Source organism: Pseudomonas sp. GW101-3H06 (assembly GCF_059424605.1).
Genome location: NZ_JBWKZO010000001.1, coordinates 42506 through 66618 on the forward strand (window position 1 = coordinate 42506; position 24113 = coordinate 66618).

The following is a 24113-nucleotide window of genomic DNA, read 5'->3' on the forward strand; positions in this document are numbered from 1 at the left end:
GTCTAACTGACCGCCTCAGGCCTTTGGCTTGGCCTTCTTCGGCTTCAAATACTTGGTCAGCCCTCGAATCACATCACCAGCCAACGCGGACAAAAAACTAGCGCCCTGCTATGATTTGACTGCACATAGAGGGCTTTCCCGATGACCCAAACAGCGACTGGCAGTGTTGCAAATCAGGTCCGCAAGCTAGCCAAAGATCACATGGTCACTGCCGATCCCGACGGCATGAGCCGTATGGCAGTGCTCATTACCCGCATGGCCGGCGATGTCGTTGAGTTGGATGGCGTCGAGCAATTGCTCGTCAATCTCAAGAAAAAAGGCGTCTTGAGCAAATCCGAGACCCTGGCACTCCAAGGACGCTACCTTCAGGAAAGGCGTTCGAAGAAACGTAGCGCATGACTTTTGATCCGTTCGGCGACTTCGAAGCTGCTGGATATCTCCAAAATTCGCTGCAACTGAAAGACCCCACTGAAGTAAAAGAATCAGAGCATCTTTCGTTCGAATTGAGCATCGAAGATGCGCTTGCCTATTTGGCTAAAAAGAAGCCAATCGACTACAAGGCAGTCCTCAAAGTCCATGAAATCCTGTTCTCCGGCTTTTATCACTGGGCAGGAAAAGACCGAAACGAGCTTGTACCTCACCTGGCAGTCTTCAAGGGCTCACACGACGATCCTCGAAACACCGTTTTCGAGCACCCGCACTTCATCAAAATGTCTGTCGACTATGCACTTGAGCTGGCCGCAGACAAGAAGTCCTTCAAAGACCACCCTGGCCGTGTGATGGGCCAACTGGCTTTCGCACACCCCTTCCTGGACGGCAACGGGCGCACAATCCTCTTGGTCTTCATGGAACTCTGCTATCGCGCCAAGTTCGCCATCGACTGGTCAAGGACGAACAAGGATGACTACCTGAGGGCATTAAGCGATGAGATCCGTGAGCCCCGCGAGGGGAATCTCGACAACTACCTGAAACCTTTCATCATCGACATCTCCAGTCGCGACCAGTGGCCGGAGACCATCAGCGGCATCAGAGGCCTGGATGGTCTGGACAAGGAAGGCATCACATACGAGAGCCTGGACAACCCGGAAGTCCAGCAGATCTACAAGACATACAGGTCGCAAGCTCTCGACAACCCTCCTGAGTCCGATAACTGAAGCGGCGAACGCCTCGCGGATGACCTGAAAAACCTCACGCCTTTGGCTTGGCCTTCTTCGGCTTCAAATACTTGGTCAACCCCTGAAACCAGATCACCAGCGCCGGGTTGCCCTTGATCTGAATCGACTTGTCCTGAATCCCCGTCATGAACGCCAGTTGCTTGTTCTTCGCCTGCATCGTGGCGAAGCCATACCCGGCATCCTTGAAGGCAATGGCGAACGCCGGCTCGGCATACACCCCAGCCTTGCTGGTGATGCGCTGGTCCTTCACCCGAAAATGCCGCGCCACTTTCCCGTCCAGGGTCTGCAGCTGAAACACCAGTTCCTTGTCACCCAATTGCTGCTGAAACGCCGGATTGCTCCGACTGGCCTTGCCCATCAACAAACCCAGCATCCACAGCAGAAAACGAAATTTCATGCGCAAGCCTCAAAAAGAAAATGAACGGCTGGCGCAGTGTAGCGATTTGGATAAAGAACGCCACCATCGAGTTGCGTTAGAAGAAGATCAGCCCTATTTCTCGCATGATGACCACCAAGTCACAGTTTCGCCCTCCCACAGGTCACTACCGTATTGGGGCATGCGAACGCATCTTGTGAGCCATCTTCCTACCTAGTACAAAACCCCTTCCAACACTTCATAAACAATCCCGCTCCCCACTGCGATCAGCACAATATCGCCACCCGCACGGCGCCATTCGTAGCCAGGGTAGTAAGGCAGCCGCCCCAGTGCGCGGTTATCCAGGCGCTCACCATAGTAGCCATGGGGCAACGGCCGACCACGCTCCAAATGAATACCCGGTGGTGGCGGCGCGCCGCGCACGAAATAGCCGTGGTTGTCGTGAATGGTCTGGCGCACTGGGCCGAAGTCCCTGGGCGGAGGTCCGCCACGACGGTTGTCCTGTCCGCCACGGTGATCGTCACCGCGATTGTCGTAATGGCCCTGCTGCGGGCCGCCACGGTCGTGATCGTCGTGTTGATCGGCGCTGGCATGCTGCAATGGGGTTGCGCTGAGCATCAGCACGCCCAGGCTGGCAATCAGACGTTTCGGCATTTTCATTGGATCTTTCCTCACAACACACGCAACAAAAAGGGCTTCAGAACGTAGTCCTGAAGCCCTCGGTCTTGCTGGTTAGTCTGTGTCCGGAGGCTCTAATTCCTCTGTATCAGGAACTTTACCTTCAGCTGACGCGAGCCTTACGTACGCCGTCGGCCAATGCCGAGCACAGGCTCAGTACGCCATCGATCGCCTGATCCGGCGTCGAGGCATTGGCGATGTGATCGATCAGTGCCGAACCCACCACCACGCCGTCTGCCAGACGCGCGATAGACGCCGCTTGCTCCGGCGTACGAATGCCGAAACCGATGCTGATCGGCAGATCGGTATGGCGACGCAGGCGAGCGACTGCCTCTTCGACGTGCTCCAGTGTCGCCGCGCCGGCACCGGTCACACCGGCAACGGATACGTAATACACAAACCCGGAGCTGCCGTTCAAAACCGTTGGCAGACGCACGTCGTCGGTGGTTGGCGTGGTCAGACGGATGAAGTCCAGACCGGCTGCCTGGGCCGGATCGCACAGTTCGCCGTTATGCTCGGGCGGCATGTCGACCACGATCAGGCCATCGACACCGGCCTCTTTGGCTTCGGCGATGAAGCGCGGTACGCCGTACTTGTGGATCGGGTTGAAGTAACCCATCAACACCAGCGGCGTTTCGTTGTTGTCCTTGCGGAACTCACGAACCATTTCCAGGGTTTTTGCCAGGTTCTGCCTGGCGGCCAGGGCGCGGATGTTGGCAAGCTGGATCGCCGGGCCGTCGGCCATCGGATCGGTGAAGGGCATGCCCAGTTCGATCACGTCGGCGCCAGCGGCCGGCAAGCCTTTGAGGATCGCCAGGGAAGTGTCGTAGCCCGGATCGCCGGCGGTGACGAAGGTCACCAGAGCGGCGCGGTTCTGTTCCTTGAGTTCGGCAAAGCGCGTTTGCAGGCGGCTCATCAGTGTTTCTCCTGCTTTGATTGTTCCATGTGGTGCATCACGGTCTGCATGTCTTTGTCCCCGCGACCCGACAGGTTGACCACCATCAGGTGGTCTTTCGGCAGCTTCGGTGCGCGCTTGAACACTTCGGCCAGGGCATGGGCGCTTTCCAGTGCAGGAATAATCCCTTCCAGGCGGCAGCATTGGTGGAAAGCGGCGAGTGCTTCGTCGTCCGTCACCGAGGTGTACTGAACACGGCCGATGTCATGCAACCAGGCGTGTTCCGGACCGATGCCCGGGTAGTCCAGGCCTGCGGAGATAGAATGGGCGTCGATGATCTGGCCATCGTCATCCTGCAACAGGAAGGTACGGTTGCCGTGCAACACACCCGGAACGCCGCCATTCAGGCTGGCCGCATGTTTGCCGGTTTCGATGCCGTAGCCGGCCGCCTCAACACCGATGATTTCGACACTCTTATCGTCGAGGAACGGGTGGAACAGCCCCATAGCGTTGGAGCCGCCACCGATGCACGCCACCAGGCTGTCCGGCAGGCGGCCTTCCTGGGCTTGCAGCTGGTCGCGGGTTTCCTTGCCGATAACGGCCTGGAAGTCGCGGACCATTGCTGGATAAGGGTGCGGACCGGCTACGGTACCGATCAGGTAGAAGGTGCTGTCGACGTTGGTTACCCAGTCACGCAGCGCTTCGTTCATCGCGTCCTTCAGGGTGCCAGTGCCGGCCACGACCGGGATCACTTCGGCGCCCAGCAATTTCATGCGGAAGACGTTGGCCTGCTGACGCTCAATGTCAGTGGTGCCCATGTAGATCACGCAGTCCAAGCCAAAACGCGCGGCCACGGTAGCGGTCGCCACCCCGTGCATGCCGGCGCCGGTCTCGGCGATGATGCGTTTCTTGCCCATGCGCCGCGCCAGCAGGATCTGGCCGATGCAGTTGTTGATCTTGTGCGCGCCGGTGTGGTTCAGCTCTTCACGCTTGAGATAGATCTTGGCGCCACCGCAGAACTCGGTCAGGCGTTCGGCGAAGTAGAGTGGGCTTGGACGACCGACGTAGTCGCGCTGGAAGTAGGCCAATTCTTCCTTGAATGCAGGATCTTCCTTGGCCGCTTCGTATTCACGGGCCAGATCGAGGATCAGCGGCATCAGGGTTTCAGCGACATAACGGCCGCCGAACGCGCCGAACAGGCCGTTGACGTCAGGGCCGTTGCGCAGATTAGTCTGGGTCATGGGGCGCTCCAGTTGAATGCGTGAAGAGACAGTGGGCTTCACTCTACCCCTGCCGCGAAGGCCTGAAAACCGATAAGATCGCTGCAACCTGTCAGAAAAACTCACACATACCATGAGCCACGACCTGCCCCCCTTAAATGCTTTGCGCGCCTTCGAAGCCACCGCCCGCCTCAACAGCGTCAGTCAGGCTGCGGAACAGTTGCACGTCACTCACGGCGCGGTCAGCCGCCAACTGAAAGTACTCGAAGAACACCTCGGGGTCAGCTTGTTCACCAAGGAGGGGCGTGGCCTGAAACTCACAGATGCCGGCATGCGTTTACGCGATGCCAGCGCTGAAGCCTTCGAGCGCCTGCGCACGGTGTGCGCTGAACTCACCCAAAGCACCGCCGATGCGCCATTTGTGCTCGGCTGCTCGGGCAGCCTGCTCGCACGCTGGTTTATTCCGCGCCTGGGACGGTTGAATGCCGACTTGCCAGATCTGCGCTTGCACCTGTCGGCCGGTGAAGGGGATCTTGATCCTCGCCGACCAGGCCTGGATGCCTTGCTGGTGTTTGCCGAGCCACCCTGGCCGGCGGATATGCAGGTGTTCGAGCTTGCCAGTGAACGCATCGGCCCGGTGATGAGCCCCCGGTTCGTCGGATACGACAGGCTTAAAACCGCACCGGCCTCAGCCCTGATCAATGAATCCGTACTGCACACTACCTCGCGCCCACAAGCCTGGCCCAGTTGGGCGCAGCAAAGTGGCCTCGACGCCAAAGCATTGAAGTACGGTCAGGGTTTCGAGCATTTGTATTATTTGCTGGAAGCGGCGGTGGCCGGGCTGGGCGTGGCGATCGCCCCTCAACCGCTGGTGGCCGAAGACTTGAAGGCCGGTCGACTGGTCGCACCTTGGGGCTTCAGTGAAACCCCGGCGCAACTGGCGCTGTGGCTGCCCAAGCGCGCCGCAGACGGGCGCGCCCGGCAGCTGGCGCAATGGCTCAAGAACGAGTTGCACCAGACGAATTAGTCACCGCGTTTGAACAGCAGGTAGGCCGCCAGCAGGCCCAATGCGCCTACGGCAACACCGGCTGTCGTCCAGGGATGCTCCTGGGCGTAATCCCGAGTGGCAATTCCGGTTTCCCGGGTTTTCACTTTGACCTCTTCATAGGCATCAGAGAGCAGATGGCGCGAATGTCTCAGCGCGTTCTCGGCGTTGCCCTTGAGCACCTTGAGGGTTTTACGCGACTCGTCCGAGGCGTCGTCCTTAAGGTTTTCCAGGGATTTGAGCAGACTCTCGATCTCCGCTTCCATGCTTTGCAATGAGGCTTTACGTAACGAGCTATTGGCCATGGTGGCTCTCCTGCATTGTTGATGAGTGGCGTGTGTTGGTTGGGACTTCGGGGGGCCGAGAAAGTGCAGTAAATGTGAACTTACATATCAGTCCGACCGACAGAAGTAAGACCGAAAATCACTGCTAGGCTGTATTTCACACCCTAAGGAGAACGCCATGTCTGATCATCACACCTACAAAAAAGTCGAGTTGGTTGGCTCGTCCACAAGCAGCATCGAAGACGCGATCAACAACGCACTGGCCGAAGCCAGCAAAAGTCTCAAGTACATGGAATGGTTTGAAGTGACTGAAACCCGCGGGCATATCAAGGACGGCAAGGCTGCGCATTTCCAGGTAACGCTCAAGGTCGGGTTCAGGATTGCCAGCAGCTGACGTTGGTCTAACCTTCTGAACTTGCGCGCTGGCCGAGTGCCATAGGGAATGGCAAGGCGCTATATAACTCAATCTGGCCAAAGGCTGGGTGTTCCCTTTTGATCCGACCAGAGAATGCGACTGATGAAGAAGTTTATTTTGGCGGCAGGTTTGTTGAGTCTGGCGGGGGCAGCCTTGGCTGACGTCAAATCCTGCGAAGAACTGAAAGCCGAGATCGCGGCAAAACTTGATGCCAAGGGCGTTTCCGGTTATTCGCTGGAAATTGTCGATAAAGGTACCGCCTCTGGCGGAAAAGTCGTCGGCACCTGTGAAAAGGGCACCAAGGAAATCGTCTACAAGCGATAAGCCAGGCTCACCTTTGCAGGAGCGAGCTTGCTCGCGATGGATTCAAGAGCGCCGCGTTTAACCGGTAAACACGCGTAATCGTTAAAGACCATCGCGAGCAAGCTCGCTCCTACTGTCGATCTGCTAAATCTCAGCCCTTCATGACCTGGGCCAGCAATTCATAGGAATGCAAACGATCGGCATGTTCATACAGGTCGCAGGTAAAAATCAGTTCATCGGCCTGGGTCTGCTCAACCAACACGTCCAGCTTGGCGCGGACTTTCTGCGGGCTGCCAATCATGGCCAACCCCAGGAAATCCATAACCGCCTCTCTCTCATGGGGCAACCACAGCCCATCCATGGTTTTGACCGGTGGACGCTGCACCAGGCTCTGGCCGCGCATGAGCGCGAGGATGCGCTGAAACACCGAGGTGGCCAGATAGTCGGCTTGTTCGTCGGTGTCAGCGGCCACCAATGGCACACCGAGCATCACGTAGGGTTTGTCCAGCACCGCCGAAGGCTTGAAGTGATTACGGTAGACGCGAATCGCTTCATGCATGAAGCGCGGTGCGAAATGTGAAGCGAAGGCGTAGGGCAAACCGCGCTCGCCCGCCAGTTGTGCACTGAACAGGCTTGAGCCCAGCAGCCAGATCGGCACATTCGTACCGGTACCCGGCATCGCGATGACGCGCTGGTCCGGCGTGCGCGGTCCAAGATAACGCACCAGTTCCGCCACATCTTCCGGGAAGTCGTCCGCGCTGCCGGAACGCTCGCGACGCAGGGCGCGGGCCGTCATTTGATCGGAACCGGGGGCACGACCCAGTCCCAGGTCGATGCGGCCCGGATACAGACTCTCAAGGGTGCCAAACTGTTCGGCAATCACCAAAGGCGCATGGTTGGGCAGCATCACCCCACCGGAACCCACGCGAATGGTCGACGTGCCCCCCGCCAGGTAGCCCAGCAGCACCGAAGTCGCGGAACTGGCAATGCCGTCCATGTTGTGGTGTTCGGCGACCCAAAACCGGTGGTAGCCGAATTTTTCGACGTGCTGTGCCAGGTCCAGCGAATTGCGCAGCGACTGGGCCGCGCTGCCGTTTTCCCGCACGGGTACCAGATCGAGGGTCGAAAACTTGATATCGGACAGTCGTTTCATGAACCTGCTTCTCCAATTGAGGACGCAGGTTTTTCTCGCGAACGAAAACCTGCCGAATCCAAAGCGTGTTTCATGCAATGAGGGCATATACCCGAGTTTCAATAGCTCAGGGAAAATTCCTACAAAAAAGCGCCCCAAATCGAATCAAGTGAACTTTGCCTTACGGTCTATCCTCAGAACCCTACCAACCGAAACCACACAGGCGCGATCTTGCGCGCCGGACCTTGAGGAGACTGGCATGGCTATCATCAAGAAAGCATCGGCCCACTGGGAAGGTGATCTGAAAACCGGCATCGGCTCGATTTCCACGGAAACCGGCGTGCTCCGGGAAGCGCCTTACGGCTTCAAAGCACGCTTCGAAGGCGGCAAGGGCACCAATCCAGAAGAACTGATCGGCGCGGCCCACGCCGGGTGTTTCTCCATGGCCTTCTCCATGATCCTCGGCGACGCTGGCCTCAAGGCCGACAGTATCGATACCCATGCTGAAGTGACCCTGGACCAGGTAGAGGGCGGTTTTGCGATCACGGCGGTGAAACTGATCCTCAAGGCAAAAATCCCCGGCGCCAGCCAGGCGCAATTCGAGGAACTGAGCAACAAGGCCAAAGAGGGCTGCCCGGTCTCCAAAGTGCTGAACGCGAAAATCAGCCTGGATGCGACATTGATCAACTAAGCGCTGAAATGAAAAGATCGCAGCCTCGGCAGCTTCTACTGGCTTTAAGTGAACCTGAAGGTGCCGCAGGCTGCGATCTTTTTTGCCTTGAAACAAAACAGGGCTCATAAAACTGTGGTCGAATAAATGACAGCAGCCCAAACGCAGAATCCTGCGCGCTGCTTCAAGGGAGCTTCAACCATGAAACGTTTTGCCTTGACGGTTATCTGTTGCGCACTGGCCACTTCGGCCCTGGCGGCGCCGAAACCCTGTGAAGAACTCAAGGCCGAAATCGAAGCCAAGATCCAGGCTCGCGGAGTGACATCCTATACCCTGGAGATTGTCACCAACGACGAAGTGCACGATCAGAACATGGTCGTGGGCTCGTGCGAAAACGGCACCAAAAAAATCATCTACCAGAAGAACGACCGTTGATGAGCCTTATGGAACACAGTTGATCTGGCGTTCTTCGGCAACAATTTCGCGGTTGGCGTTATACAAACGAGCTTCGGGGGTAAACGCCATGGAGCGGGCTTGCAGCAGATAACGCTGGCCGGCTTCGAAATGATCATACTTGATGATCATGTAGCACAACCGTTCCGTGCCTCCGTCGACCAAGTCCGAACCGCCACCAGGCACTTCAAAATCGAAGCGCACAGTCAATTCGTGGCTACCGGGCGTCAGCTGGAAAAAACGCCCGTCGCGCAATCGCTGACCGTCCAGTCGCTCGGCCATCAGCAATTTATCGTTGGGAAATGGCGTAGAGAAGTCGACCCACGCCATTTGCGGGTTGGCCGCCGGCATCGGGGCCGAACAGCCGGCAATGGCACTCGCAGCGAGCAATAGCATCAACCTGCGCATGATAAATGTCCTGAATACTGGATATTCAGAATAGCGCCGATCAGGTGCGTTGACAGCCTGCCGGTGTGCCCTGACCAATCACTTTTCGCTGCTGATCGTAAAGCTTGGCCCATGGCCTGAATCCGATATTCCCCGCTTGCAACTGATAGCGCTCCCCGGCGTTGAAACCGCTGTATTTCACATTCATCTGACAATCGCGCCACAGCGGCTCGGCATCGGGACCAATGTTGGTGGGCTGGACCGGAAACAGGTAGCGCACCGTCAGTTCATGACTGCCGGGCTGCACCTCGAAATAGCGTTTGTCGGTGGCGGCCTTGTTGTCCACTTCCAGCGCCTGCAGGGCAGTGTCCTCCTGATGCGATTCGAGCTCGATCCACGCTTGGCTCGGATCATGGCGAGGTAATCCGAATCCAGCACAACCGGCCAGCATCAGCAGGCCTCCCATCAGCATCAATTTGCGCATAGCGGAGCTCCAGTCAAGCGGGATAGTCTTGCGAGCAGACTCTCCAGGAATTTTTTATTTTGATCAGGCCGTGTCCAAGCCTTGGGTTACTTGATCGCGTTTTACGCATTTTGTTTCCGGGTGTGTTGCTTTTGTTGCTCAACGGTTGCTCCAGCGTCAGCTACTACAGCCAATTGGCCAGTGGTCAATGGCAACTGCTGCGGGCACGGGAACCGGTTTCCAACGTGATTGCCGATCCTCATCGAGATCTGAAACTGCGTGCGCACCTCGCCGAATCTCAAAAGGCCCGGACCTTCGCCAGCCAACAGTTGCACCTGCCTGACAACCAAAGCTACCGCTTGTATGCGGACATTGGCCGTCCCTTCGTCGTCTGGAATGTATTTGTCACGCCAGAATTCTCCCTGAAGCCGCAGAACCATTGCTTTCCTGTCGCCGGTTGCGTGGCCTATCGCGGTTACTACAGCCAGAGCGCGGCCCGTGGCGAGGCGGCGCTGCAACGCTTGCAGGGCATGGACGTATCGATCGGTGGCGTCGAAGCCTATTCGACCCTGGGCTGGTTCAACGATCCGATCATGAGCTCAATGCTGGGTTGGGGCGACGAGCGCCTGGCCACGTTGATTTTTCACGAACTGGCGCATCAGCGCATTTACGTGAAGGATGACACTGAGTTCAACGAATCATTCGCCACCTTCGTCGAGCAGGAAGGCACCCGCCAATGGCGTGCCTACCGAAGCCTGCCGCCAGACACCGGGACACAAGCACAACGACGGGATCAGTTCATTCAACTGGTGCTGAACGCCCGCACCCGGCTTGAAAAGCTCTACACCCTGCCACTGCCCCCCGAACAAATGCGCCAGCGCAAAGCGGCGGAATTCGAGCGTATGCGCGGCGAGTATCGACAACTACGTGACAGCCAATGGGCGGGAGATAAGCGTTACGACGCGTGGATTTATGCACCGATGAACAATGCACGGTTGCTGCCGTTCGGCCTGTACGACCAATGGGTCCCGGCGTTTGCGGCGTTGTTCAAGCAGGTGGGTGGGGATTGGGTGAGGTTTTATACGCAGGTCGAGCAGTTGGGGGCGATGCCGGTTGAACAGCGTAAGTTGGCGCTGAAGGCTCTGACGGAATCCAGAATTTCCGGTGCCTGAGCGGGTCTCTTCGCGGGCAAGCCCGCTCCCACAGGGATTGGGTTTAAACACAAAACTTGTGAACAACCAAAATTACTGTGGGAGCGTGGCTTGCCCGCGAAGGCGATTTCACTAACGCTGCAAAAACGCCCGGTGCATCTCATCCAGCGTTTCAAAATGATAGGCCGGGGTCTCGGCGCTCAACTCTTCGCGACTGCCAAATCCGTAACCCACTGCCGCCGCGTCCAGCCCATTGCTGCGTGCGCCGATCAGGTCGTGTTTGCGGTCGCCGATCATCAGTGTGCTGGTCGGGTCGAGGCCTTCTTCGGCCATCAAGTGGGCGATCAATTCGACCTTGTTGGTTCGGGTACCGTCCAGTTCGCTGCCGTAGATCACTTTGAAGTGTTTGGCGAAGTCGAAATGGCGGGCGATTTCCCGGGCGAAGACCCAGGGCTTGGAGGTCGCGATGTACAGCTGTCTTCCTTGTCCGCCAAGAGTTTCCAGCAGCGGCATGACGCCTTCGAACACGCGGTTTTCATACAGGCCGGTGACCTTGAAGCGCTCGCGGTAGAAATTCACCGCCTCCCACGCCTTGGCCTCATCGAAGTCATAAAACTGCATGAACGCCTGCAACAACGGCGGGCCGATGAAATGTTCGAGTTTGGTCAGGTCGGGCTCATCGATACCAAGCTTGCTCAAGGCGAACTGAATCGAACGGGTGATGCCTTCGCGTGGATCGGTCAGGGTGCCATCAAGGTCGAACAAAACGGTTTGGTAATGCATGAAAATTCCTGGGCAATAGCGAGACATTTCAGATCTGGTCATAGCCTTCAGCCAGATGCAGATCCTTGAGCTTCACGTAGTTCGCCGCGCTGTAAGTGAAGAAGGCTTGTTCCTTGTCAGTCAGGGGCCGGATCTGTTTCACCGGACTGCCCACATACAGGAAACCGCTTTCCAGACGTTTGCCCGGTGGCACCAGACTGCCGGCGCCGATGATCACATCGTCGGCAACCACCGCGCCGTCCATGACGATGCTGCCCATGCCGATCAACACCCGACTGCCGACCGTACATCCATGCAGCATGACTTTATGAGCGATGGTCACATCATCGCCGATCAGCAACGGGAAACCGTCGGGGTTGAACGGTCCGGCGTGGGTAATGTGCAGCACGCAGCCATCCTGAACGCTGGTGCGCTCACCGATGCGGATGCGGTGCATGTCGCCGCGGATCACCGTCAATGGCCATACCGAGCTGTCTTCGCCGATCTCGACGTCGCCGATCACCACCGCCGAGCGGTCGACAAAAGCGCCTTTGGCGAGCAACGGCGTGTGGTTCTGATACTTGCGAAGGGACACGATAGGTTCTCTCTCTGTCGCTGATAGCTGCGGTGAGTGTCGATTGTAATTAAGATGGCTGCATGTTTCTTCCAGCCAAGGTGTCAACCGTGAGCGTGAACAACCCTCTTTTGCAGTCCTACGACCTGCCGCCGTTCTCCACGATCCGTGCCGAACACGTGCAACCGGCCATTGAACAGATCCTGGCTGACAACCGCGCCGCCATTATCGAGATCCTCAAGACCCAGGGCAAACAACCGACCTGGGCCGGCCTGGTATTGGCGATGGACGAGCTCAATGATCGACTGGGTGCGGCCTGGAGCCCGGTCAGCCACTTGAATGCCGTGTGCAACAGCGCCGAATTGCGCGAAGCCTATGAATCCTGCCTGCCGGCCTTGAGCGCCTACTCCACCGAACTGGGCCAGAACCGTGAACTGTTCCAGGCCTATGAAGCCCTGGCCAACAGCCCGGAAGCCGCCGGATTCGACGTGGCGCAAAAAACCATCCTGGAACACGCCCTGCGCGATTTCCGCCTGTCGGGTATCGATTTGCCTGAAGCCGAGCAAAAGCGTTACGCCGAAGTACAAAGCAAGTTGTCCGAACTGGGCAGCCGCTTCTCCAACCAGCTGCTGGATGCAACCCAGGCCTGGACCAAGCACATCACCGATGAAGCCGCCCTCGCCGGCCTGACTGATTCGGCCAAGGCGCAAATGGCCGCCGCCGCCCAGGCCAAAGACCTTGAAGGCTGGCTGATCACCCTGGAATTCCCGAGCTACTACGCGGTGATGACCTACGCCCAGGACCGTGCGCTGCGCGAAGAAGTCTACGCGGCCTACTGCACCCGGGCGTCGGACCAGGGTCCGAATGCCGGTCAGAATGATAACGGCCCGGTCATGGGAGAAATTCTCGATCTGCGTCAGGAGTTGGCGAAACTCTTGGGCTTCGCCAGTTTCTCGGAGTTGAGCCTGGCGACCAAGATGGCCGAATCCAGCGATCAGGTATTGAGTTTCCTGCGTGACCTGGCCAAGCGCAGCAAGCCGTTCGCCGCTCAGGATTTGCAACAGCTCAAGGCCTACGCTGCCGAACAAGGCTGCCCGGACCTGCAAAGCTGGGACAGCGGTTTCTACGGTGAAAAACTTCGCGAGCAGCGTTACAGCGTTGCCCAGGAAGCCCTGCGTGCCTACTTCCCGATCGATAAAGTACTGAGCGGCCTGTTCGCCATCGTGCAACGTTTGTACGGCATCCAGATCGCCGAGCAAACAGGTTTCGACACTTGGCACCCGGATGTCCGCCTGTTCGAGATCAAGGAAAACGGTCAGCACGTCGGCCGCTTCTTCTTCGACCTGTACGCCCGCGCCAACAAGCGTGGCGGTGCCTGGATGGACGGCGCGCGCGATCGTCGTCGTACCGCCGAGGGCGTGCTGCAAAGCCCGGTGGCCAACCTGGTGTGCAACTTCACCCCGGCCGACAGCGGCAAACCTGCGCTGCTGACCCACGATGAAGTGACCACCCTGTTCCACGAATTCGGTCATGGCCTGCATCACCTGCTGACCCGTGTCGAGCATGCCGGCGTATCCGGTATCAACGGCGTGGCCTGGGATGCGGTCGAGTTGCCGAGCCAGTTCATGGAGAACTGGTGCTGGGAGCCGGAAGGCCTGGCACTGATTTCCGGTCATTACGAAACCGGCGAGCCTCTGCCTCAGGACCTGCTGCAAAAAATGCTCGCGGCGAAGAACTTCCAGTCCGGCCTGATGATGGTGCGCCAGCTGGAATTTTCGCTGTTCGACTTCGAACTGCACGCCACCCACGGTGACGGTCGCAGTGTGCTGCAAGTGCTCGAAGGCGTACGTGACGAGGTTTCGGTGATGCGTCCTCCGGCCTATAACCGCTTCCCGAACAGCTTCGCCCATATCTTCGCCGGCGGTTACGCCGCGGGTTACTACAGCTACAAATGGGCAGAAGTGCTGTCGGCGGATGCCTTCTCGAAGTTCGAAGAGGAAGGCGTACTCAACGCCGAGACCGGTCGTGCATTCCGCGAAGCCATTCTTGCGCGCGGCGGCTCTCAGGAACCGATGGTGCTGTTCGTCGACTTCCGTGGCCGTGAGCCATCGATTGACGCCCTGTTGCGCCACAGCGGCCTGACCGAGGGCGCGGCAGCATGAGCGAGGGTCCCGTGATTACCAAACGACGCTTTATCGCTGGCGCGGTTTGCCCGGCCTGCAGCGAGCCGGACAAGTTGATGATGTGGAACGAAGACAGCGTGCCACATCGCGAGTGCGTGGCCTGCGGTTATTCCGACACGCTGAATGAACAAGGTCTGTCCGTGCCCAAGGAATTGGGCACGCGGGTCAATACGCCCGCGGTGAAAACACCGGATACCAAAGTGCAAGCCGTGCAGTTTTTTCCGAACCCAAAACTGAAGAAAAAGCCTGACGAGCAGCATTGAGTCGCAAAGACGCCCTTCCACCGCGCAAGGCGGTGGATGGCGTTGCTACTGCAGATGGGCTGACTGGAACCAGTTCTTCATCGAACACGCCGCGAACGGGCTCGTGCTGCAATCGCCATTGGCCAACGCCGTGCGAAGCTTCTCGACATCAGCTCGCATCATGTAACGAACGCCATCCTTGAAGTGGGTACTGTCACCAAAGCCACCTTCAGTCATTTCACTCAACGCATCCTCCTTGCTCCAACCCTGCACCACTACGCGGTACATGGCCGCCATCAGGCCGGTCCGGTCAGAACCATGCTTGCAGTGCATCAGCACCGGGCCAGTGGCCTCGGCGGCTTGAATGGCACGCAGCGCCTTGAGTACGTCGGCATCATCAACATGATCGGTGCGATAAGGCAGTTGCACTTGGGCAATAGCAGGTGTCATCAGCCAGCGAGAATCCGGCTCGGGCAGAAAATTGATCACCGTCGCAACCTTGAGTTTTTCCAGCAACGGCACCGCGCCACTGTCGGGCAGCGCGCTGCGGTAAAGCGTCGGCGACATCTGAAACAGTTTGTATTGCGCCTCGACCGGTTGCGCCCATTCTGTGGGACGTGGCGACGTGGCGTCGTCGGCATGGACGAAAGTGAACAATGCGGACAGTGATAACAGTATCGTCGCAATTGAAAGACGCGCTAAGGACATACTTGGACGACCATGGGAAAGTGTGAGTGGTCGTAGTGTCGCTACTGGCTGGTTAAAGGCCTGTGAGGTGTCCGTCAAAGAATTGTGAATTGGAGGCTCTATTTGTTTTTTTGAAATATACAGTTCAAAAAATAAAAAAACGGCACAAAACCAAAGTGCCGTTTTATATCGCTGGCTATAGGCGTTACCTGCTTGAAGAGCCAGATATATCTGCGGGTCAGGGGTTGATAATCTTCGAATAAGCTTTTGCCAGCCCCACCAATACCACCTTGTCCTGCGCGTCGATGGCGCCATCACCGTCAACGTCAGTGGGGCTTTTGATTGTAAAGGTGGCACCGCCGTCATTCGATACGGCCTCGCGAATGGTCGAGTCGAGCAAGGAGCAGGTGACATCACCGATGACCGGGTCGTAGCCTTCTTCCTTGAGTGCAAACTGCATGGAAACCCGCATTTCCTTTGGGTTCACGACAGAGGGTCGTAATAACTGCAGAAATACGCCACGTTGATTGTAATTCGACATAAATAAATCCTTTTATTAATGAATACACGATCATTTCGTGTGACGTAGAGGGTACTGATGAAATAGCAGAACACTACCGGCGATATGTTTCCCGTCATGAACATCGGCGATTTGGAAACGCTCAAAAACTCTTTGGACGCCGAACGGCACTGGTCTGCCAGTCGAACCTCGGATACTGTATGCACATACAGCTAAAGGATCACACTGATGGCTAGCCCCCTGCCTCCTCGCGGACGCGGCACCGCGACCAACCCGCACAACCGCTTCACCCCCAACCGTTCAGTGGCCGAGGACGACGGTTGGTTTCAGGAAGTGCCGATGACCCAGGGCACCGAGGTGCGCATCGAGACGGCGAAGACCATCATCACCTGCAATAACTCGCCGGATCTGCCCTTCGATCGCTCGATCAACCCCTACCGTGGCTGCGAACACGGTTGCATCTATTGTTATGCGCGCCCCAGCCACGCCTACTGGGACCTGTCGCCGGGGCTGGATTTCGAAACCAAACTGATCGCCAAGACCAACGCCGTGGACGTGCTGGAGGAACAACTGTCCAACGCGGTTATCAATGCGCGCCGATCAACCTCGGCTCCAATACCGATCCCTATCAACCGATCGAGCGCGAATACCAGCTCACCCGACAAACCCTCGAAGTGCTGCTGCGTTACCGCCATCCGGTAACCATCGTCACCAAGGGCTCACTGATTCTTCGTGATCTGGACCTGCTGACTGAACTGGCCCGGCAAAGGTTGGTGGCGGTGATGATCAGCCTGACCAGTCTGGACGACGAACTCAAGCGCATCCTCGAACCCCGGGCTGCGGCGCCAAAGGCCCGGTTAAGGGCGATCAGGGTCATGCGTGACGCGGGAGTACCGGTGGGGGTGCTGTGTTCACCGATGATTCCGATGATCAACGACAGCGAACTCGAAAACCTGCTCACCGAGGCCCATGCAGCCGGGGCACAAAGTGCTGCCTACATGATGTTACGTCTGCCGTTGGAAGTGGCCCCGCTGTTCGAAGAGTGGCTGGCCGCCCACTACCCGCAACGGGCTGCACATGTGCTGAGCCTGATTCGCCAGAGCCGTGGTGGTGAACTGTACGACAGTCGCTTCGGGGCACGGATGCGTGGCGAAGGCCCCTTTGCCGACTTGCTGGCGCAACGCTTTGCCAAAACCATCAAGCGCCTGGGGCTTAATCGTCGGGAAGGCTTCAATCTGGATTGCACAGCCTTTTGTCCGCCAGGTCGCCAAATGTCACTGATTTGAGGACAATTGGCCTATGGTTGAGTACTGGGAAACCCGTGCAAACTTTAGGCTGGTCACGTTTTTTGTGACCGGGAACAGGCGTGCTAGAGCGTTTTATTCAGTTTCAATTAAGATTCGGCAGCTACCTTGTTCATCGAGTGACTGACGGGTCGGGCTTTTTGACCCGGATGTTTTTAACCAGCCACTGGCTTCACACCGGACAACACGGAATGACTTCCTGAGTCCGCCAAAGAGGATGAATCATGAGTGACAAGGATAAACAGCCGTTGGCTGCGTCGGCTTCTGCCCAACCCCAGGCGGAGTCCGCCGATGCAGCGTTGAAGCACATCGTTGACGGCTTTTTGCATTTTCATCATGAGGTCTTTCCGCAGCAGGAAGAACTCTTCAAAAAACTCGCCACGGCCCAGCAGCCAAGGGCGATGTTCATTACGTGCGCCGACTCGCGCATCGTGCCCGAGCTCATCACCCATAGCTCGCCTGGCGACCTGTTCGTCACCCGCAACGTCGGCAACGTCGTACCGCCTTACGGCCAGATGAACGGTGGTGTTTCCACGGCCATCGAGTACGCGGTGCTGGCACTGGGCGTACAACACATCATCATCTGCGGCCACTCCGATTGTGGCGCGATGCGTGCGGTGCTCAATCCCGACAGCCTGGAAAAAATGCCCACGGTCAAAGCCTGGCTGCGGCATGCGGAAGTCGCGAAAACCATGGTTCACGACAACTGCAACTGCGCCGACGAAAACGAGCGCATGCATGTTCTCACCGATGAAAATGTCATCGCTCAGTTGCAGCACTTGCGGACCCATCCCTCTGTAGCCTCGCGCATGGCGAACGGTCAACTGTTCATCCATGGCTGGGTCTACGACATCGAAACCAGCGAAATCAAAGCTTACGACGCGGATCAGGGTCGTTTCCTGCCGCTCGACGGCAGCCATCCGATTCCGGTGGCGACGCCTAAAGCGCGCTTCTAAATCCTCCTAACCATCTGTGTGGTTTGACGCCGGCCGCTGTTTCAGCGGCCCGGCCTTGCCATGCCTGAAGAAATCTTCGGGAGAGTCACCATGCGTGCTGCTCAACTCAAAGCTGTTCTGCCACGGGAGCTGCTGGCTTCGGTGGTTGTGTTTCTGGTCGCCCTGCCGCTGTGCATGGGCATCGCCATCGCTTCGGGACTGCCTCCGGCCAAAGGCCTGATCACCGGGATCGTCGGCGGTCTGGTTGTGGGCTGGCTGGCGGGCTCTCCACTGCAAGTCAGCGGTCCCGCGGCAGGTCTGGCTGTGCTGGTATTTGAACTGGTGCGCCAGCACGGTATAGCCATGCTCGGGCCGATTCTGCTATTGGCAGGTTTTCTGCAACTGGTGGCCGGCCGCTTGAAGCTGGGTTGCTGGTTCAGGGTCACCGCGCCTGCGGTGGTGTACGGCATGCTCGCCGGGATTGGCGTGCTGATCGTGCTGTCGCAGGTGCATGTGATGCTCGACGCCGCACCGAAACCCTCTGGCCTGGATAACCTCACGGCATTCCCGGGTGCGGTGGCCCAGGCACTGCCATCCTTCGGCTGGCAGGCCGGTCTGCTCGGACTTTCGACCATCGCCGTGATGTGGCTGTGGGAAAAACTGCGACCGCACTCACTGCGCTTCATTCCCGGAGCGTTGCTCGGGGTCGGTTTGGCAACGATCGCCAGTCTGATGCTGGCATTGCCCGTCAAACGGGTCGAAGTACCTGCCAACCTGGCCGAAGCCATCGACTGGTTAAAACCTGCGGACCTGCTCAATCTGGCTGATCCCGCATTATTGATCGCCGCGTTCGCCGTGGCCTTCATCGCCAGTGCCGAAACGCTGCTGTCCGCCGCGGCCGTGGATCGCATGCACAGTGGCCAACGGTCGGACTTCGACCGTGAACTGTCGGCTCAAGGTGTGGGCAACATGCTCTGCGGATTGCTCGGTGCGTTGCCGATGACCGGGGTGATCGTGCGCAGCTCGGCCAATGTCCAGGCCGGTGCCACTACCCGTTACTCGACGATTTTCCACGGGTTGTGGTTGCTGGCGTTCGTGTTGCTGCTGTCGAGCGTGCTGCAAAGCATTCCTGTGGCGAGCCTGGCCGGTGTGTTGGTCTATACCGGCTTCAAGCTGGTGGACCTCAAGGCCTTCCGCGGCTTGGGTCGTTATGGCCGAATGCCCATGTTCACTTACGCTGCGACGGCATTGGCGATCATCTTCACCGACTTGCTGACCGGTGTACTGATCGGTTTCGGCCTGACCCTGGTGAAACTGGCGCTGAAGGCTTCACGGCTGAAAATAAGCCTGATCGACCTGCCCCAGGACGGCGAAATGGAGCTGCGCCTGGTGGGCGCGGCGACCTTTCTCAAAGTGCCGGCGCTGACTCGAGTACTGGGCAGCATTCCGCCCGGCGCAACGGTGCATGTGCCGCTCAACAACCTGAGCTACATCGATCATTCGTGTCTGGAATTGCTGGAGGAGTGGGGTCGGGCGAATGCGGCCAAGGGCTCGAAGTTGTTGATCGAATCCCGAGGGTTGAAGCGCAGGCTTGAAGGACGGGTGCGGACCAATACCGGTATCGGCGCGGCTGGCTGAGTAACCCTGTGGGAGCGAGCCTGCTCGCGAAAGCATTCTGTCAGTCGACATAAATGTTGAATGATCAAAAAGCATTCGCGAGCAGGCTCGCTCTCGCATGTTCGGAGGGGAACTACGCCACGGTTTGATCCAGCTCCAGCCCCACACCCAGGCGGCGGGACATGCACGGCCAGCGTTTCCACGCGGCGCCGGTGTCCGGGCTGCTGAGCTTCTCGCGGTAGGTTTCGACCGACTCCAGCGCAAAGCTTTCGTCGTCGAGCATCTCGTCCACCGTGTGATGCACGGCCTCGTCCAGTTGGTTGGCAAATTCCTCACCGATCAGCTGGTGAGCAATCAGATTGGCGACCGTCATGTCCAAGGGGATCAGTGGCTGGCCGAAATGCTTGATGTACAGGTCGTTGACCTCTTCGACAAACCGATGCGCCAGGTAAGCTTCGTCCAGCAGGCTGTCGAGCCCGACGTGCCCGGCCATGATCGCCGGCGGCTGGAGGAAGTACTGCTCGGCGATTTTCAGCACCGGTGTGATCTGTGACTCGATGCCCGCTTCCCTGGCGACTTCATTGGCTGCTTCCAGCAGATCAGGAACTTCGTCGATATAGGCGGCGACAAAACGCGTCAGCACGCCATTGGCGTCCGCTTCCGGCAATTGGATCGCCGGGTGTAGATGAGGCAGCTTGCTTTCCAGCTGACGGGTCAGCAGGCCGGTTTCGGCTTCGTGTTGTTGGGCTTTTTGGATCTGCTCGCGCAATGCGGCGGTGTTCATGAAAACTCCAGGAAACAAAGGCAATGAAATAGGGAAGACATAACTTAGCCGGCTTACGAAAAATGCTAAGACGCATTTGTCATAAATGTTTCATCCTTGAGACGTCTCCGTTATATCGGTTTGCCACCACTCGTCTGCATCCTTCTCCATTCGTGACCTGCAAAGCAAGTTAATGCTGTTTCAGATGATTTACGCCTTCACATTGCCAGCTGAGAGTCGCTGTCTATACTCGCTCATGAATGGAGTTAGCTGATGACGCCCGACTGCACTGCAGCAAGGCCCGGCGATTCAAGTTCGTAGTCTGATGCAGCCGCTCCCTTGCCGCAGGTGAAAGCCGGCGGGATAACAAGAACGATAAGGGGAACCCGCAATGATGCGACATCCACATGTCTGGATGGGCCTCCTGTTGTGGTCGATTTTCAGTCAGGCACAAGCGGCCTGGACTGTGAATATGGCGCCTGGAGCGACTGAAATCAGTCACGCTGTATTTGACCTGCACATGACCATTTTCTGGATCTGTGTAGTGATCGGCATCATCGTCTTTGGCGCCATGTTCTGGTCGATGATTCTGCATCGCCGCTCGACCGGGCAGGTCGCCGCAAAATTTCATGAAAGCACCACCGTCGAAATCCTCTGGACCATCGTGCCCTTCATCATTCTGGTGGCCATGGCGGTTCCGGCGACCGCGACCCTGATCAAGATGTACGACGCCAGTGAGCCGGATATCGATATCCAGGTCACCGGCTATCAGTGGAAGTGGCACTACAAATACCTGGGCCAGGACGTCGAGTTCTTCAGCAACCTGGCCACACCCGCCGACCAGATCAACAACAAGGAAACCAAGGGCGAGCACTACTTGCTCGAGGTCGACAAGCCTCTGGTGCTGCCGATCGGCGCCAAGGTGCGTTTCCTCGTGACCTCCGCCGACGTGATCCACTCCTGGTGGGTGCCGGCCTTCGCAGTCAAGCGTGATGCGATCCCGGGGTTCGTCAACGAAGCCTGGACCCGCGTTGAAAAACCCGGCCTCTACCGTGGTCAATGCGCCGAGCTGTGCGGCAAGGATCATGGATTCATGCCGATCGTGGTCGAGGTCAAGGAAAAGGCCGATTACGAGAAATGGCTGGGCGAGCGCAAGGCTGAAGCCGCGCAACTCAAGGAGCTGACCAGCAAGGAATGGACCCTCGACGAACTCAAGGAGCGTGGCGACAAGGTCTATCACACCACTTGCGTAGCCTGTCACCAGGCCGAAGGCCAGGGCTTGCCGCCGATGTTCCCGGCGCTCAAGGGCTCGAAAATCGCCACCGGACCGAAGGACGCTCACTTGGGCATTGTCTTCCATGGCAAGCCAGGCACTTCGATGGCGGCGTTCGGCAAGCAACTCTCGGAAGTCGATATCGCAGCGGTCGTGACCTACGAACGTAACGCCTGGGGCAACAACAAGGGCGACATGGTCACGCCTAAAGAAGTGCTGGAGCTGAAACAGGCGGAAAGCAAATGACCCGGTCTATTGCGTACATCAGCAACCGGTCGGGGCAACGCGCCCCGGCCCGCCCAGCCCATCTGTTTGCAGGAGACAGGACATGACTGCTGTAATTGATGACCCTGTTCATACCCACACCGACCACGCCCACGGCCCTGCCAAAGGCTTGATGCGCTGGGTGCTGACCACCAACCACAAGGATATCGGCACGCTGTACCTGTGGTTTGCTTTCGCCATGTTCCTCCTGGGCGGAACGTTCGCGATGGTGATTCGCGCCGAACTGTTCCAGCCGGGGTTGCAGATCGTCCAGCCGGAGTTCTTCAACCAGATGACCACCATGCACGGTCTGGTGATGGTGTTCGGCGCGGTGATGCCGGCCTTCGTCGGTCTCGCCAACTGGATGGTCCCGCTGATGATCGGCGCGCCGGACATGGCCCTGCCGCGAATGAACAACTTCAGCTTCTGGCTGCTGCCGGCGGCGTTCATTTTGCTGGTCTCGACCCTGTTCACCCCCGGTGGCGGGCCGAATTTCGGCTGGACGTTTTACGCGCCGCTATCAACGACCTATGCACCGGAAAGCGTGACCTTCTTCATCTTCGCCATCCACTTGATGGGGATCAGTTCGATCATGGGCGCGATCAACGTGATCGCCACCATCCTCAACCTGCGCGCCCCCGGCATGACGTTGATGAAAATGCCATTGTTCGTCTGGACCTGGCTGATCACCGCGTTCCTGCTGATTGCGGTAATGCCGGTGCTGGCCGGTTGCGTCACGATGATGCTGATGGACATCCACTTCGGCACCAGCTTCTTCAGTGCCGCCGGTGGCGGTGACCCGGTGCTGTTCCAGCATGTGTTCTGGTTCTTCGGCCACCCCGAGGTGTACATCATGATCCTGCCGGCCTTCGGTGCCGTCAGCTCGATCATTCCGGCGTTCTCGCGCAAGCCGCTGTTCGGCTACACCTCGATGGTCTACGCCACGGCGAGTATCGCGTTCCTGTCGTTCATCGTCTGGGCGCACCACATGTTCGTAGTGGGCATTCCGCTGGTGGGCGAGTTGTTCTTCATGTACGCCACGCTGCTGATCGCGGTGCCGACCGGGGTGAAGGTGTTTAACTGGGCCAGCACCATGTGGCAAGGCTCACTGACCTTCGAGACGCCGATGCTGTTCGCGGTGGCATTCGTGATCCTGTTCTCCATCGGCGGTTTCTCCGGGTTGATGCTGGCCATTGCCCCGGCGGACTTCCAGTACCAGGACACCTACTTCGTGGTCGCGCACTTCCACTACGTACTGGTGCCGGGGGCGATTTTCGGGATCTTCGCCTCGGCCTACTACTGGCTGCCGAAGTGGACCGGCCACATGTACGACGAAACCCTCGGCAAGCTGCACTTCTGGCTGTCGTTCATCGGCATGAACATGGCCTTCTTCCCGATGCACTTCGTGGGGCTGGCGGGCATGCCGCGGCGGATTCCGGACTACAACCTGCAATTCGCCGACTTCAACATGGTGTCGTCGATCGGTGCGTTCATGTTCGGCGCCACGCAGATCTTCTTCCTGTTCATCGTGATCAAGACCATCCGCGGCGGCCCGCCTGCACCGGCCAAACCATGGGATGGGGCTGAAGGCCTGGAGTGGAGCATTCCGTCACCGGCGCCGTACCACACGTTCACCACGCCGCCGGAAGTGAAATGAACACTGTTTCCTTTGTGGGAGCGAGCCCGCTCGCGAAGAACGATGATGCGGTATGCCTGCCAAACCGTGGCGTCTGCCTCGCGAGCAGGCTCGCTCCCACAGGGGTTGGGGTAGGAGTTCAAAGTCATGGCTGACTCGATTTCAATGAAGAAGCTGGTCACCCGTCTATTGCTGGTGGTGGTAGCGATGTTTGTCTTCGGGTTTGCCCTGGTGCCGATCTACGACGTGATGTGCAAAGTCTTCGGCATCAATGGCAAGACCGCCGGGCAGTACGAGGGCGAGCAGACGGTTGATACGTCGCGGCAGGTTCGTGTGCAGTTTCTGTCGACCAATTCCGCCGACATGTCTTGGGATTTCTATCCCAAGAGCGATGAATTGACGGCCAACCCCGGGGCGGTGAACGAGATGATCTTCATTGCGCACAACCCCACAGACCGCCCGATGAGCGCCCAGGCCGTGCCGAGCATCGCGCCAAGCGCCGCGGCGGCGTATTTCCACAAAACCGAATGTTTCTGCTTTACCCAGCAAGTGCTGCAGCCCGGTCAACGGATCGAGATGCCGGTACGTTTCATTGTTGACCGAGACATGCCCAAGGATGTGAAGCACCTGACGCTGTCCTACACGCTGTTCGATATCACCGCCCGACATCCACCGGTAGCTGTAAACACTGGCGGTTGAGCGTGCC

General features: G+C 58.1%; 28 protein-coding genes and 1 pseudogene. 16 read left to right on the plus strand and 13 right to left on the minus strand.

What is annotated here, in order from left to right:
• Positions 1 to 141: 141 nt before the first annotated feature.
• Complete coding sequence (locus AC07ZE_RS00210; RefSeq protein WP_207259919.1) at positions 142 to 399, plus strand: hypothetical protein; 258 nt, start codon at positions 142 to 144, stop codon at positions 397 to 399.
• Complete coding sequence (locus AC07ZE_RS00215) at positions 396 to 1154, plus strand: Fic/DOC family protein (protein ID WP_207259923.1); 759 nt, start codon at positions 396 to 398, stop codon at positions 1152 to 1154. The genes AC07ZE_RS00210 and AC07ZE_RS00215 overlap by 4 nt, the downstream gene beginning before the upstream one ends.
• Before the next feature lie 34 nt (positions 1155 to 1188).
• Here the strand turns inward: AC07ZE_RS00215 and AC07ZE_RS00220 are convergent, their stop codons facing one another.
• The 4 genes from AC07ZE_RS00220 to trpB all read right to left on the minus strand — a co-directional run bounded on the left by AC07ZE_RS00220 (position 1189) and on the right by trpB (position 4365).
• Positions 1189 to 1572: a helicase gene (locus tag AC07ZE_RS00220; RefSeq protein WP_207259924.1), complete on the minus strand. Its 384-nt coding sequence runs from the start codon at positions 1570 to 1572 to the stop codon at positions 1189 to 1191.
• 192 nt (positions 1573 to 1764) lie between these two features.
• Complete coding sequence (locus AC07ZE_RS00225; protein ID WP_207259927.1) at positions 1765 to 2211, minus strand: anti-virulence regulator CigR family protein; 447 nt, start codon at positions 2209 to 2211, stop codon at positions 1765 to 1767.
• A 121-nt stretch (positions 2212 to 2332) separates the two neighbouring features.
• Positions 2333 to 3145, minus strand: a complete 813-nt coding sequence (gene trpA / locus AC07ZE_RS00230; RefSeq protein WP_207259928.1) for a tryptophan synthase subunit alpha — start codon at positions 3143 to 3145, stop codon at positions 2333 to 2335.
• Positions 3145 to 4365: a tryptophan synthase subunit beta gene (gene trpB / locus AC07ZE_RS00235; RefSeq protein WP_207259930.1), complete on the minus strand. Its 1221-nt coding sequence runs from the start codon at positions 4363 to 4365 to the stop codon at positions 3145 to 3147. The genes trpA and trpB overlap by 1 nt, the downstream gene beginning before the upstream one ends.
• 112 nt (positions 4366 to 4477) lie before the next feature.
• Between trpB and AC07ZE_RS00240 the strand changes: the two genes are divergently transcribed.
• A complete protein-coding gene (locus tag AC07ZE_RS00240) occupies positions 4478 to 5371 on the plus strand; it encodes a LysR family transcriptional regulator (RefSeq protein WP_207259932.1) in 894 nt (297 codons plus the stop codon).
• Here the strand turns inward: AC07ZE_RS00240 and AC07ZE_RS00245 are convergent.
• Positions 5368 to 5694, minus strand: a complete 327-nt coding sequence (locus tag AC07ZE_RS00245; RefSeq protein ID WP_095194441.1) for an ElaB/YgaM/YqjD family protein — start codon at positions 5692 to 5694, stop codon at positions 5368 to 5370. The genes AC07ZE_RS00240 and AC07ZE_RS00245 overlap by 4 nt on opposite strands.
• A gap of 157 nt (positions 5695 to 5851) precedes the next feature.
• On the opposite strand from AC07ZE_RS00245, the gene AC07ZE_RS00250 reads away from it, so the two are divergent.
• Together AC07ZE_RS00250 and AC07ZE_RS00255 are read left to right on the plus strand one after the other, a co-directional pair.
• Positions 5852 to 6067 (plus strand): dodecin, encoded by a 216-nt coding sequence (locus tag AC07ZE_RS00250; protein WP_090327193.1) that lies wholly within the window; start codon positions 5852 to 5854, stop codon positions 6065 to 6067.
• A 123-nt stretch (positions 6068 to 6190) separates the two neighbouring features.
• A complete protein-coding gene (locus tag AC07ZE_RS00255; RefSeq protein WP_207259934.1) occupies positions 6191 to 6412 on the plus strand; it encodes a DUF1161 domain-containing protein in 222 nt (73 codons plus the stop codon).
• 130 nt (positions 6413 to 6542) lie between these two features.
• On the opposite strand, the gene AC07ZE_RS00260 is transcribed toward AC07ZE_RS00255, so the two are convergent.
• A complete protein-coding gene (locus tag AC07ZE_RS00260) occupies positions 6543 to 7544 on the minus strand; it encodes an LLM class flavin-dependent oxidoreductase (RefSeq protein WP_207259935.1) in 1002 nt (333 codons plus the stop codon).
• A gap of 238 nt (positions 7545 to 7782) precedes the next feature.
• Here AC07ZE_RS00260 and AC07ZE_RS00265 point away from each other — a divergent pair, with 238 nt between their 5' ends.
• Both AC07ZE_RS00265 and AC07ZE_RS00270 read left to right on the plus strand, forming a co-directional pair.
• On the plus strand, positions 7783 to 8214 hold the full coding sequence (locus AC07ZE_RS00265; RefSeq protein ID WP_137805795.1) for an OsmC family protein: 432 nt from the start codon (positions 7783 to 7785) through the stop codon (positions 8212 to 8214).
• A gap of 180 nt (positions 8215 to 8394) precedes the next feature.
• Entirely contained in the window at positions 8395 to 8628 is a 234-nt protein-coding gene (locus AC07ZE_RS00270) for a DUF1161 domain-containing protein (protein WP_095194445.1), read from the plus strand.
• Between the two features lie 6 nt (positions 8629 to 8634).
• Here AC07ZE_RS00270 and AC07ZE_RS00275 read toward each other — a convergent pair whose 3' ends face one another.
• Complete coding sequence (locus AC07ZE_RS00275) at positions 8635 to 9054, minus strand: PA0061/PA0062 family lipoprotein (RefSeq protein WP_207259936.1); 420 nt, start codon at positions 9052 to 9054, stop codon at positions 8635 to 8637.
• Positions 9055 to 9094: 40 nt separating this feature from the next.
• Positions 9095 to 9517: a PA0061/PA0062 family lipoprotein gene (locus tag AC07ZE_RS00280; protein WP_207259937.1), complete on the minus strand. Its 423-nt coding sequence runs from the start codon at positions 9515 to 9517 to the stop codon at positions 9095 to 9097.
• A 59-nt stretch (positions 9518 to 9576) separates the two neighbouring features.
• Here AC07ZE_RS00280 and AC07ZE_RS00285 point away from each other — a divergent pair, with 59 nt between their 5' ends.
• On the plus strand, positions 9577 to 10668 hold the full coding sequence (locus AC07ZE_RS00285; protein ID WP_207259938.1) for an aminopeptidase: 1092 nt from the start codon (positions 9577 to 9579) through the stop codon (positions 10666 to 10668).
• 111 nt (positions 10669 to 10779) lie between these two features.
• Here AC07ZE_RS00285 and AC07ZE_RS00290 read toward each other — a convergent pair whose 3' ends face one another.
• Positions 10780 to 11430, minus strand: a complete 651-nt coding sequence (locus AC07ZE_RS00290) for an HAD family hydrolase (RefSeq protein ID WP_207259939.1) — start codon at positions 11428 to 11430, stop codon at positions 10780 to 10782.
• Positions 11431 to 11458: 28 nt separating this feature from the next.
• Positions 11459 to 12004 carry a gamma carbonic anhydrase family protein gene (locus AC07ZE_RS00295; RefSeq protein ID WP_207259941.1) on the minus strand — a complete coding sequence of 182 codons (546 nt, stop codon included), beginning with the start codon at positions 12002 to 12004 and terminating at the stop codon, positions 11459 to 11461.
• 62 nt (positions 12005 to 12066) lie between these two features.
• Here AC07ZE_RS00295 and prlC point away from each other — a divergent pair, with 62 nt between their 5' ends.
• Positions 12067 to 14145, plus strand: a complete 2079-nt coding sequence (gene prlC, locus AC07ZE_RS00300) for an oligopeptidase A (protein WP_207259943.1) — start codon at positions 12067 to 12069, stop codon at positions 14143 to 14145.
• The gene (locus AC07ZE_RS00305) at positions 14142 to 14429 is read left to right on the plus strand and encodes a YheV family putative zinc ribbon protein (RefSeq protein WP_095194451.1); all 288 of its coding nucleotides are present in this window, start codon (positions 14142 to 14144) and stop codon (positions 14427 to 14429) included. The genes prlC and AC07ZE_RS00305 overlap by 4 nt, the downstream gene beginning before the upstream one ends.
• A 45-nt stretch (positions 14430 to 14474) precedes the next feature.
• Here AC07ZE_RS00305 and AC07ZE_RS00310 read toward each other — a convergent pair whose 3' ends face one another.
• Positions 14475 to 15116: a phosphatase domain-containing protein gene (locus AC07ZE_RS00310; RefSeq protein ID WP_207259945.1), complete on the minus strand. Its 642-nt coding sequence runs from the start codon at positions 15114 to 15116 to the stop codon at positions 14475 to 14477.
• Positions 15117 to 15333: 217 nt separating this feature from the next.
• Positions 15334 to 15636 carry a hypothetical protein gene (locus AC07ZE_RS00315; RefSeq protein ID WP_207259946.1) on the minus strand — a complete coding sequence of 101 codons (303 nt, stop codon included), beginning with the start codon at positions 15634 to 15636 and terminating at the stop codon, positions 15334 to 15336.
• A gap of 207 nt (positions 15637 to 15843) precedes the next feature.
• Here AC07ZE_RS00315 and AC07ZE_RS00320 point away from each other — a divergent pair.
• From AC07ZE_RS00320 to AC07ZE_RS00330, 3 genes and pseudogenes are all read left to right on the plus strand, one after another.
• Positions 15844 to 16901 (plus strand): annotated as a pseudogene (locus tag AC07ZE_RS00320) (PA0069 family radical SAM protein).
• 242 nt (positions 16902 to 17143) lie between these two features.
• On the plus strand, positions 17144 to 17875 hold the full coding sequence (locus tag AC07ZE_RS00325; RefSeq protein ID WP_207259947.1) for a carbonic anhydrase: 732 nt from the start codon (positions 17144 to 17146) through the stop codon (positions 17873 to 17875).
• Positions 17876 to 17965: 90 nt separating this feature from the next.
• Positions 17966 to 19492, plus strand: coding sequence for a SulP family inorganic anion transporter (locus tag AC07ZE_RS00330; RefSeq protein WP_207259948.1), 1527 nt, complete (start codon positions 17966 to 17968; stop codon positions 19490 to 19492).
• Between the two features lie 112 nt (positions 19493 to 19604).
• Here AC07ZE_RS00330 and AC07ZE_RS00335 read toward each other — a convergent pair whose 3' ends face one another.
• Complete coding sequence (locus tag AC07ZE_RS00335) at positions 19605 to 20255, minus strand: hypothetical protein (RefSeq protein WP_207259949.1); 651 nt, start codon at positions 20253 to 20255, stop codon at positions 19605 to 19607.
• A gap of 370 nt (positions 20256 to 20625) precedes the next feature.
• On the opposite strand from AC07ZE_RS00335, the gene coxB reads away from it, so the two are divergent.
• The 3 genes from coxB to AC07ZE_RS00350 all read left to right on the plus strand — a co-directional run bounded on the left by coxB (position 20626) and on the right by AC07ZE_RS00350 (position 24106).
• Positions 20626 to 21753: a cytochrome c oxidase subunit II gene (coxB, locus tag AC07ZE_RS00340; RefSeq protein ID WP_095194458.1), complete on the plus strand. Its 1128-nt coding sequence runs from the start codon at positions 20626 to 20628 to the stop codon at positions 21751 to 21753.
• A gap of 82 nt (positions 21754 to 21835) precedes the next feature.
• The gene (gene ctaD / locus AC07ZE_RS00345) at positions 21836 to 23428 is read left to right on the plus strand and encodes a cytochrome c oxidase subunit I (protein WP_095194459.1); all 1593 of its coding nucleotides are present in this window, start codon (positions 21836 to 21838) and stop codon (positions 23426 to 23428) included.
• Positions 23429 to 23554: 126 nt separating this feature from the next.
• Positions 23555 to 24106 (plus strand): cytochrome c oxidase assembly protein, encoded by a 552-nt coding sequence (locus AC07ZE_RS00350; protein ID WP_095194460.1) that lies wholly within the window; start codon positions 23555 to 23557, stop codon positions 24104 to 24106.
• Positions 24107 to 24113 lie beyond the last annotated feature (7 nt).

Bases quoted from the DNA above. Each gene is read 5' to 3' on its own strand.
- AC07ZE_RS00210 (WP_207259919.1), top strand. From the start codon at position 142: ATGACCCAAACAGCGACTGGCAGTGTTGCAAATCAGGTCCGCAAGCTA.
- AC07ZE_RS00215 (WP_207259923.1), top strand. From the start codon at position 396: ATGACTTTTGATCCGTTCGGCGACTTCGAAGCTGCTGGATATCTCCAA.
- AC07ZE_RS00220 (WP_207259924.1), bottom strand. From the start codon at position 1,572: ATGAAATTTCGTTTTCTGCTGTGGATGCTGGGTTTGTTGATGGGCAAG.
- AC07ZE_RS00225 (WP_207259927.1), bottom strand. From the start codon at position 2,211: ATGAAAATGCCGAAACGTCTGATTGCCAGCCTGGGCGTGCTGATGCTC.
- trpA (WP_207259928.1), bottom strand. From the start codon at position 3,145: ATGAGCCGCCTGCAAACGCGCTTTGCCGAACTCAAGGAACAGAACCGC.
- trpB (WP_207259930.1), bottom strand. From the start codon at position 4,365: ATGACCCAGACTAATCTGCGCAACGGCCCTGACGTCAACGGCCTGTTC.
- AC07ZE_RS00240 (WP_207259932.1), top strand. From the start codon at position 4,478: ATGAGCCACGACCTGCCCCCCTTAAATGCTTTGCGCGCCTTCGAAGCC.
- AC07ZE_RS00245 (WP_095194441.1), bottom strand. From the start codon at position 5,694: ATGGCCAATAGCTCGTTACGTAAAGCCTCATTGCAAAGCATGGAAGCG.
- AC07ZE_RS00250 (WP_090327193.1), top strand. From the start codon at position 5,852: ATGTCTGATCATCACACCTACAAAAAAGTCGAGTTGGTTGGCTCGTCC.
- AC07ZE_RS00255 (WP_207259934.1), top strand. From the start codon at position 6,191: ATGAAGAAGTTTATTTTGGCGGCAGGTTTGTTGAGTCTGGCGGGGGCA.
- AC07ZE_RS00260 (WP_207259935.1), bottom strand. From the start codon at position 7,544: ATGAAACGACTGTCCGATATCAAGTTTTCGACCCTCGATCTGGTACCC.
- AC07ZE_RS00265 (WP_137805795.1), top strand. From the start codon at position 7,783: ATGGCTATCATCAAGAAAGCATCGGCCCACTGGGAAGGTGATCTGAAA.
- AC07ZE_RS00270 (WP_095194445.1), top strand. From the start codon at position 8,395: ATGAAACGTTTTGCCTTGACGGTTATCTGTTGCGCACTGGCCACTTCG.
- AC07ZE_RS00275 (WP_207259936.1), bottom strand. From the start codon at position 9,054: ATGCGCAGGTTGATGCTATTGCTCGCTGCGAGTGCCATTGCCGGCTGT.
- AC07ZE_RS00280 (WP_207259937.1), bottom strand. From the start codon at position 9,517: ATGCGCAAATTGATGCTGATGGGAGGCCTGCTGATGCTGGCCGGTTGT.
- AC07ZE_RS00290 (WP_207259939.1), bottom strand. From the start codon at position 11,430: ATGCATTACCAAACCGTTTTGTTCGACCTTGATGGCACCCTGACCGAT.
- prlC (WP_207259943.1), top strand. From the start codon at position 12,067: ATGTTTCTTCCAGCCAAGGTGTCAACCGTGAGCGTGAACAACCCTCTT.
- AC07ZE_RS00305 (WP_095194451.1), top strand. From the start codon at position 14,142: ATGAGCGAGGGTCCCGTGATTACCAAACGACGCTTTATCGCTGGCGCG.
- AC07ZE_RS00310 (WP_207259945.1), bottom strand. From the start codon at position 15,116: ATGTCCTTAGCGCGTCTTTCAATTGCGACGATACTGTTATCACTGTCC.
- AC07ZE_RS00315 (WP_207259946.1), bottom strand. From the start codon at position 15,636: ATGTCGAATTACAATCAACGTGGCGTATTTCTGCAGTTATTACGACCC.
- AC07ZE_RS00325 (WP_207259947.1), top strand. From the start codon at position 17,144: ATGAGTGACAAGGATAAACAGCCGTTGGCTGCGTCGGCTTCTGCCCAA.
- AC07ZE_RS00330 (WP_207259948.1), top strand. From the start codon at position 17,966: ATGCGTGCTGCTCAACTCAAAGCTGTTCTGCCACGGGAGCTGCTGGCT.
- AC07ZE_RS00335 (WP_207259949.1), bottom strand. From the start codon at position 20,255: ATGAACACCGCCGCATTGCGCGAGCAGATCCAAAAAGCCCAACAACAC.
- coxB (WP_095194458.1), top strand. From the start codon at position 20,626: ATGATGCGACATCCACATGTCTGGATGGGCCTCCTGTTGTGGTCGATT.
- ctaD (WP_095194459.1), top strand. From the start codon at position 21,836: ATGACTGCTGTAATTGATGACCCTGTTCATACCCACACCGACCACGCC.
- AC07ZE_RS00350 (WP_095194460.1), top strand. From the start codon at position 23,555: ATGGCTGACTCGATTTCAATGAAGAAGCTGGTCACCCGTCTATTGCTG.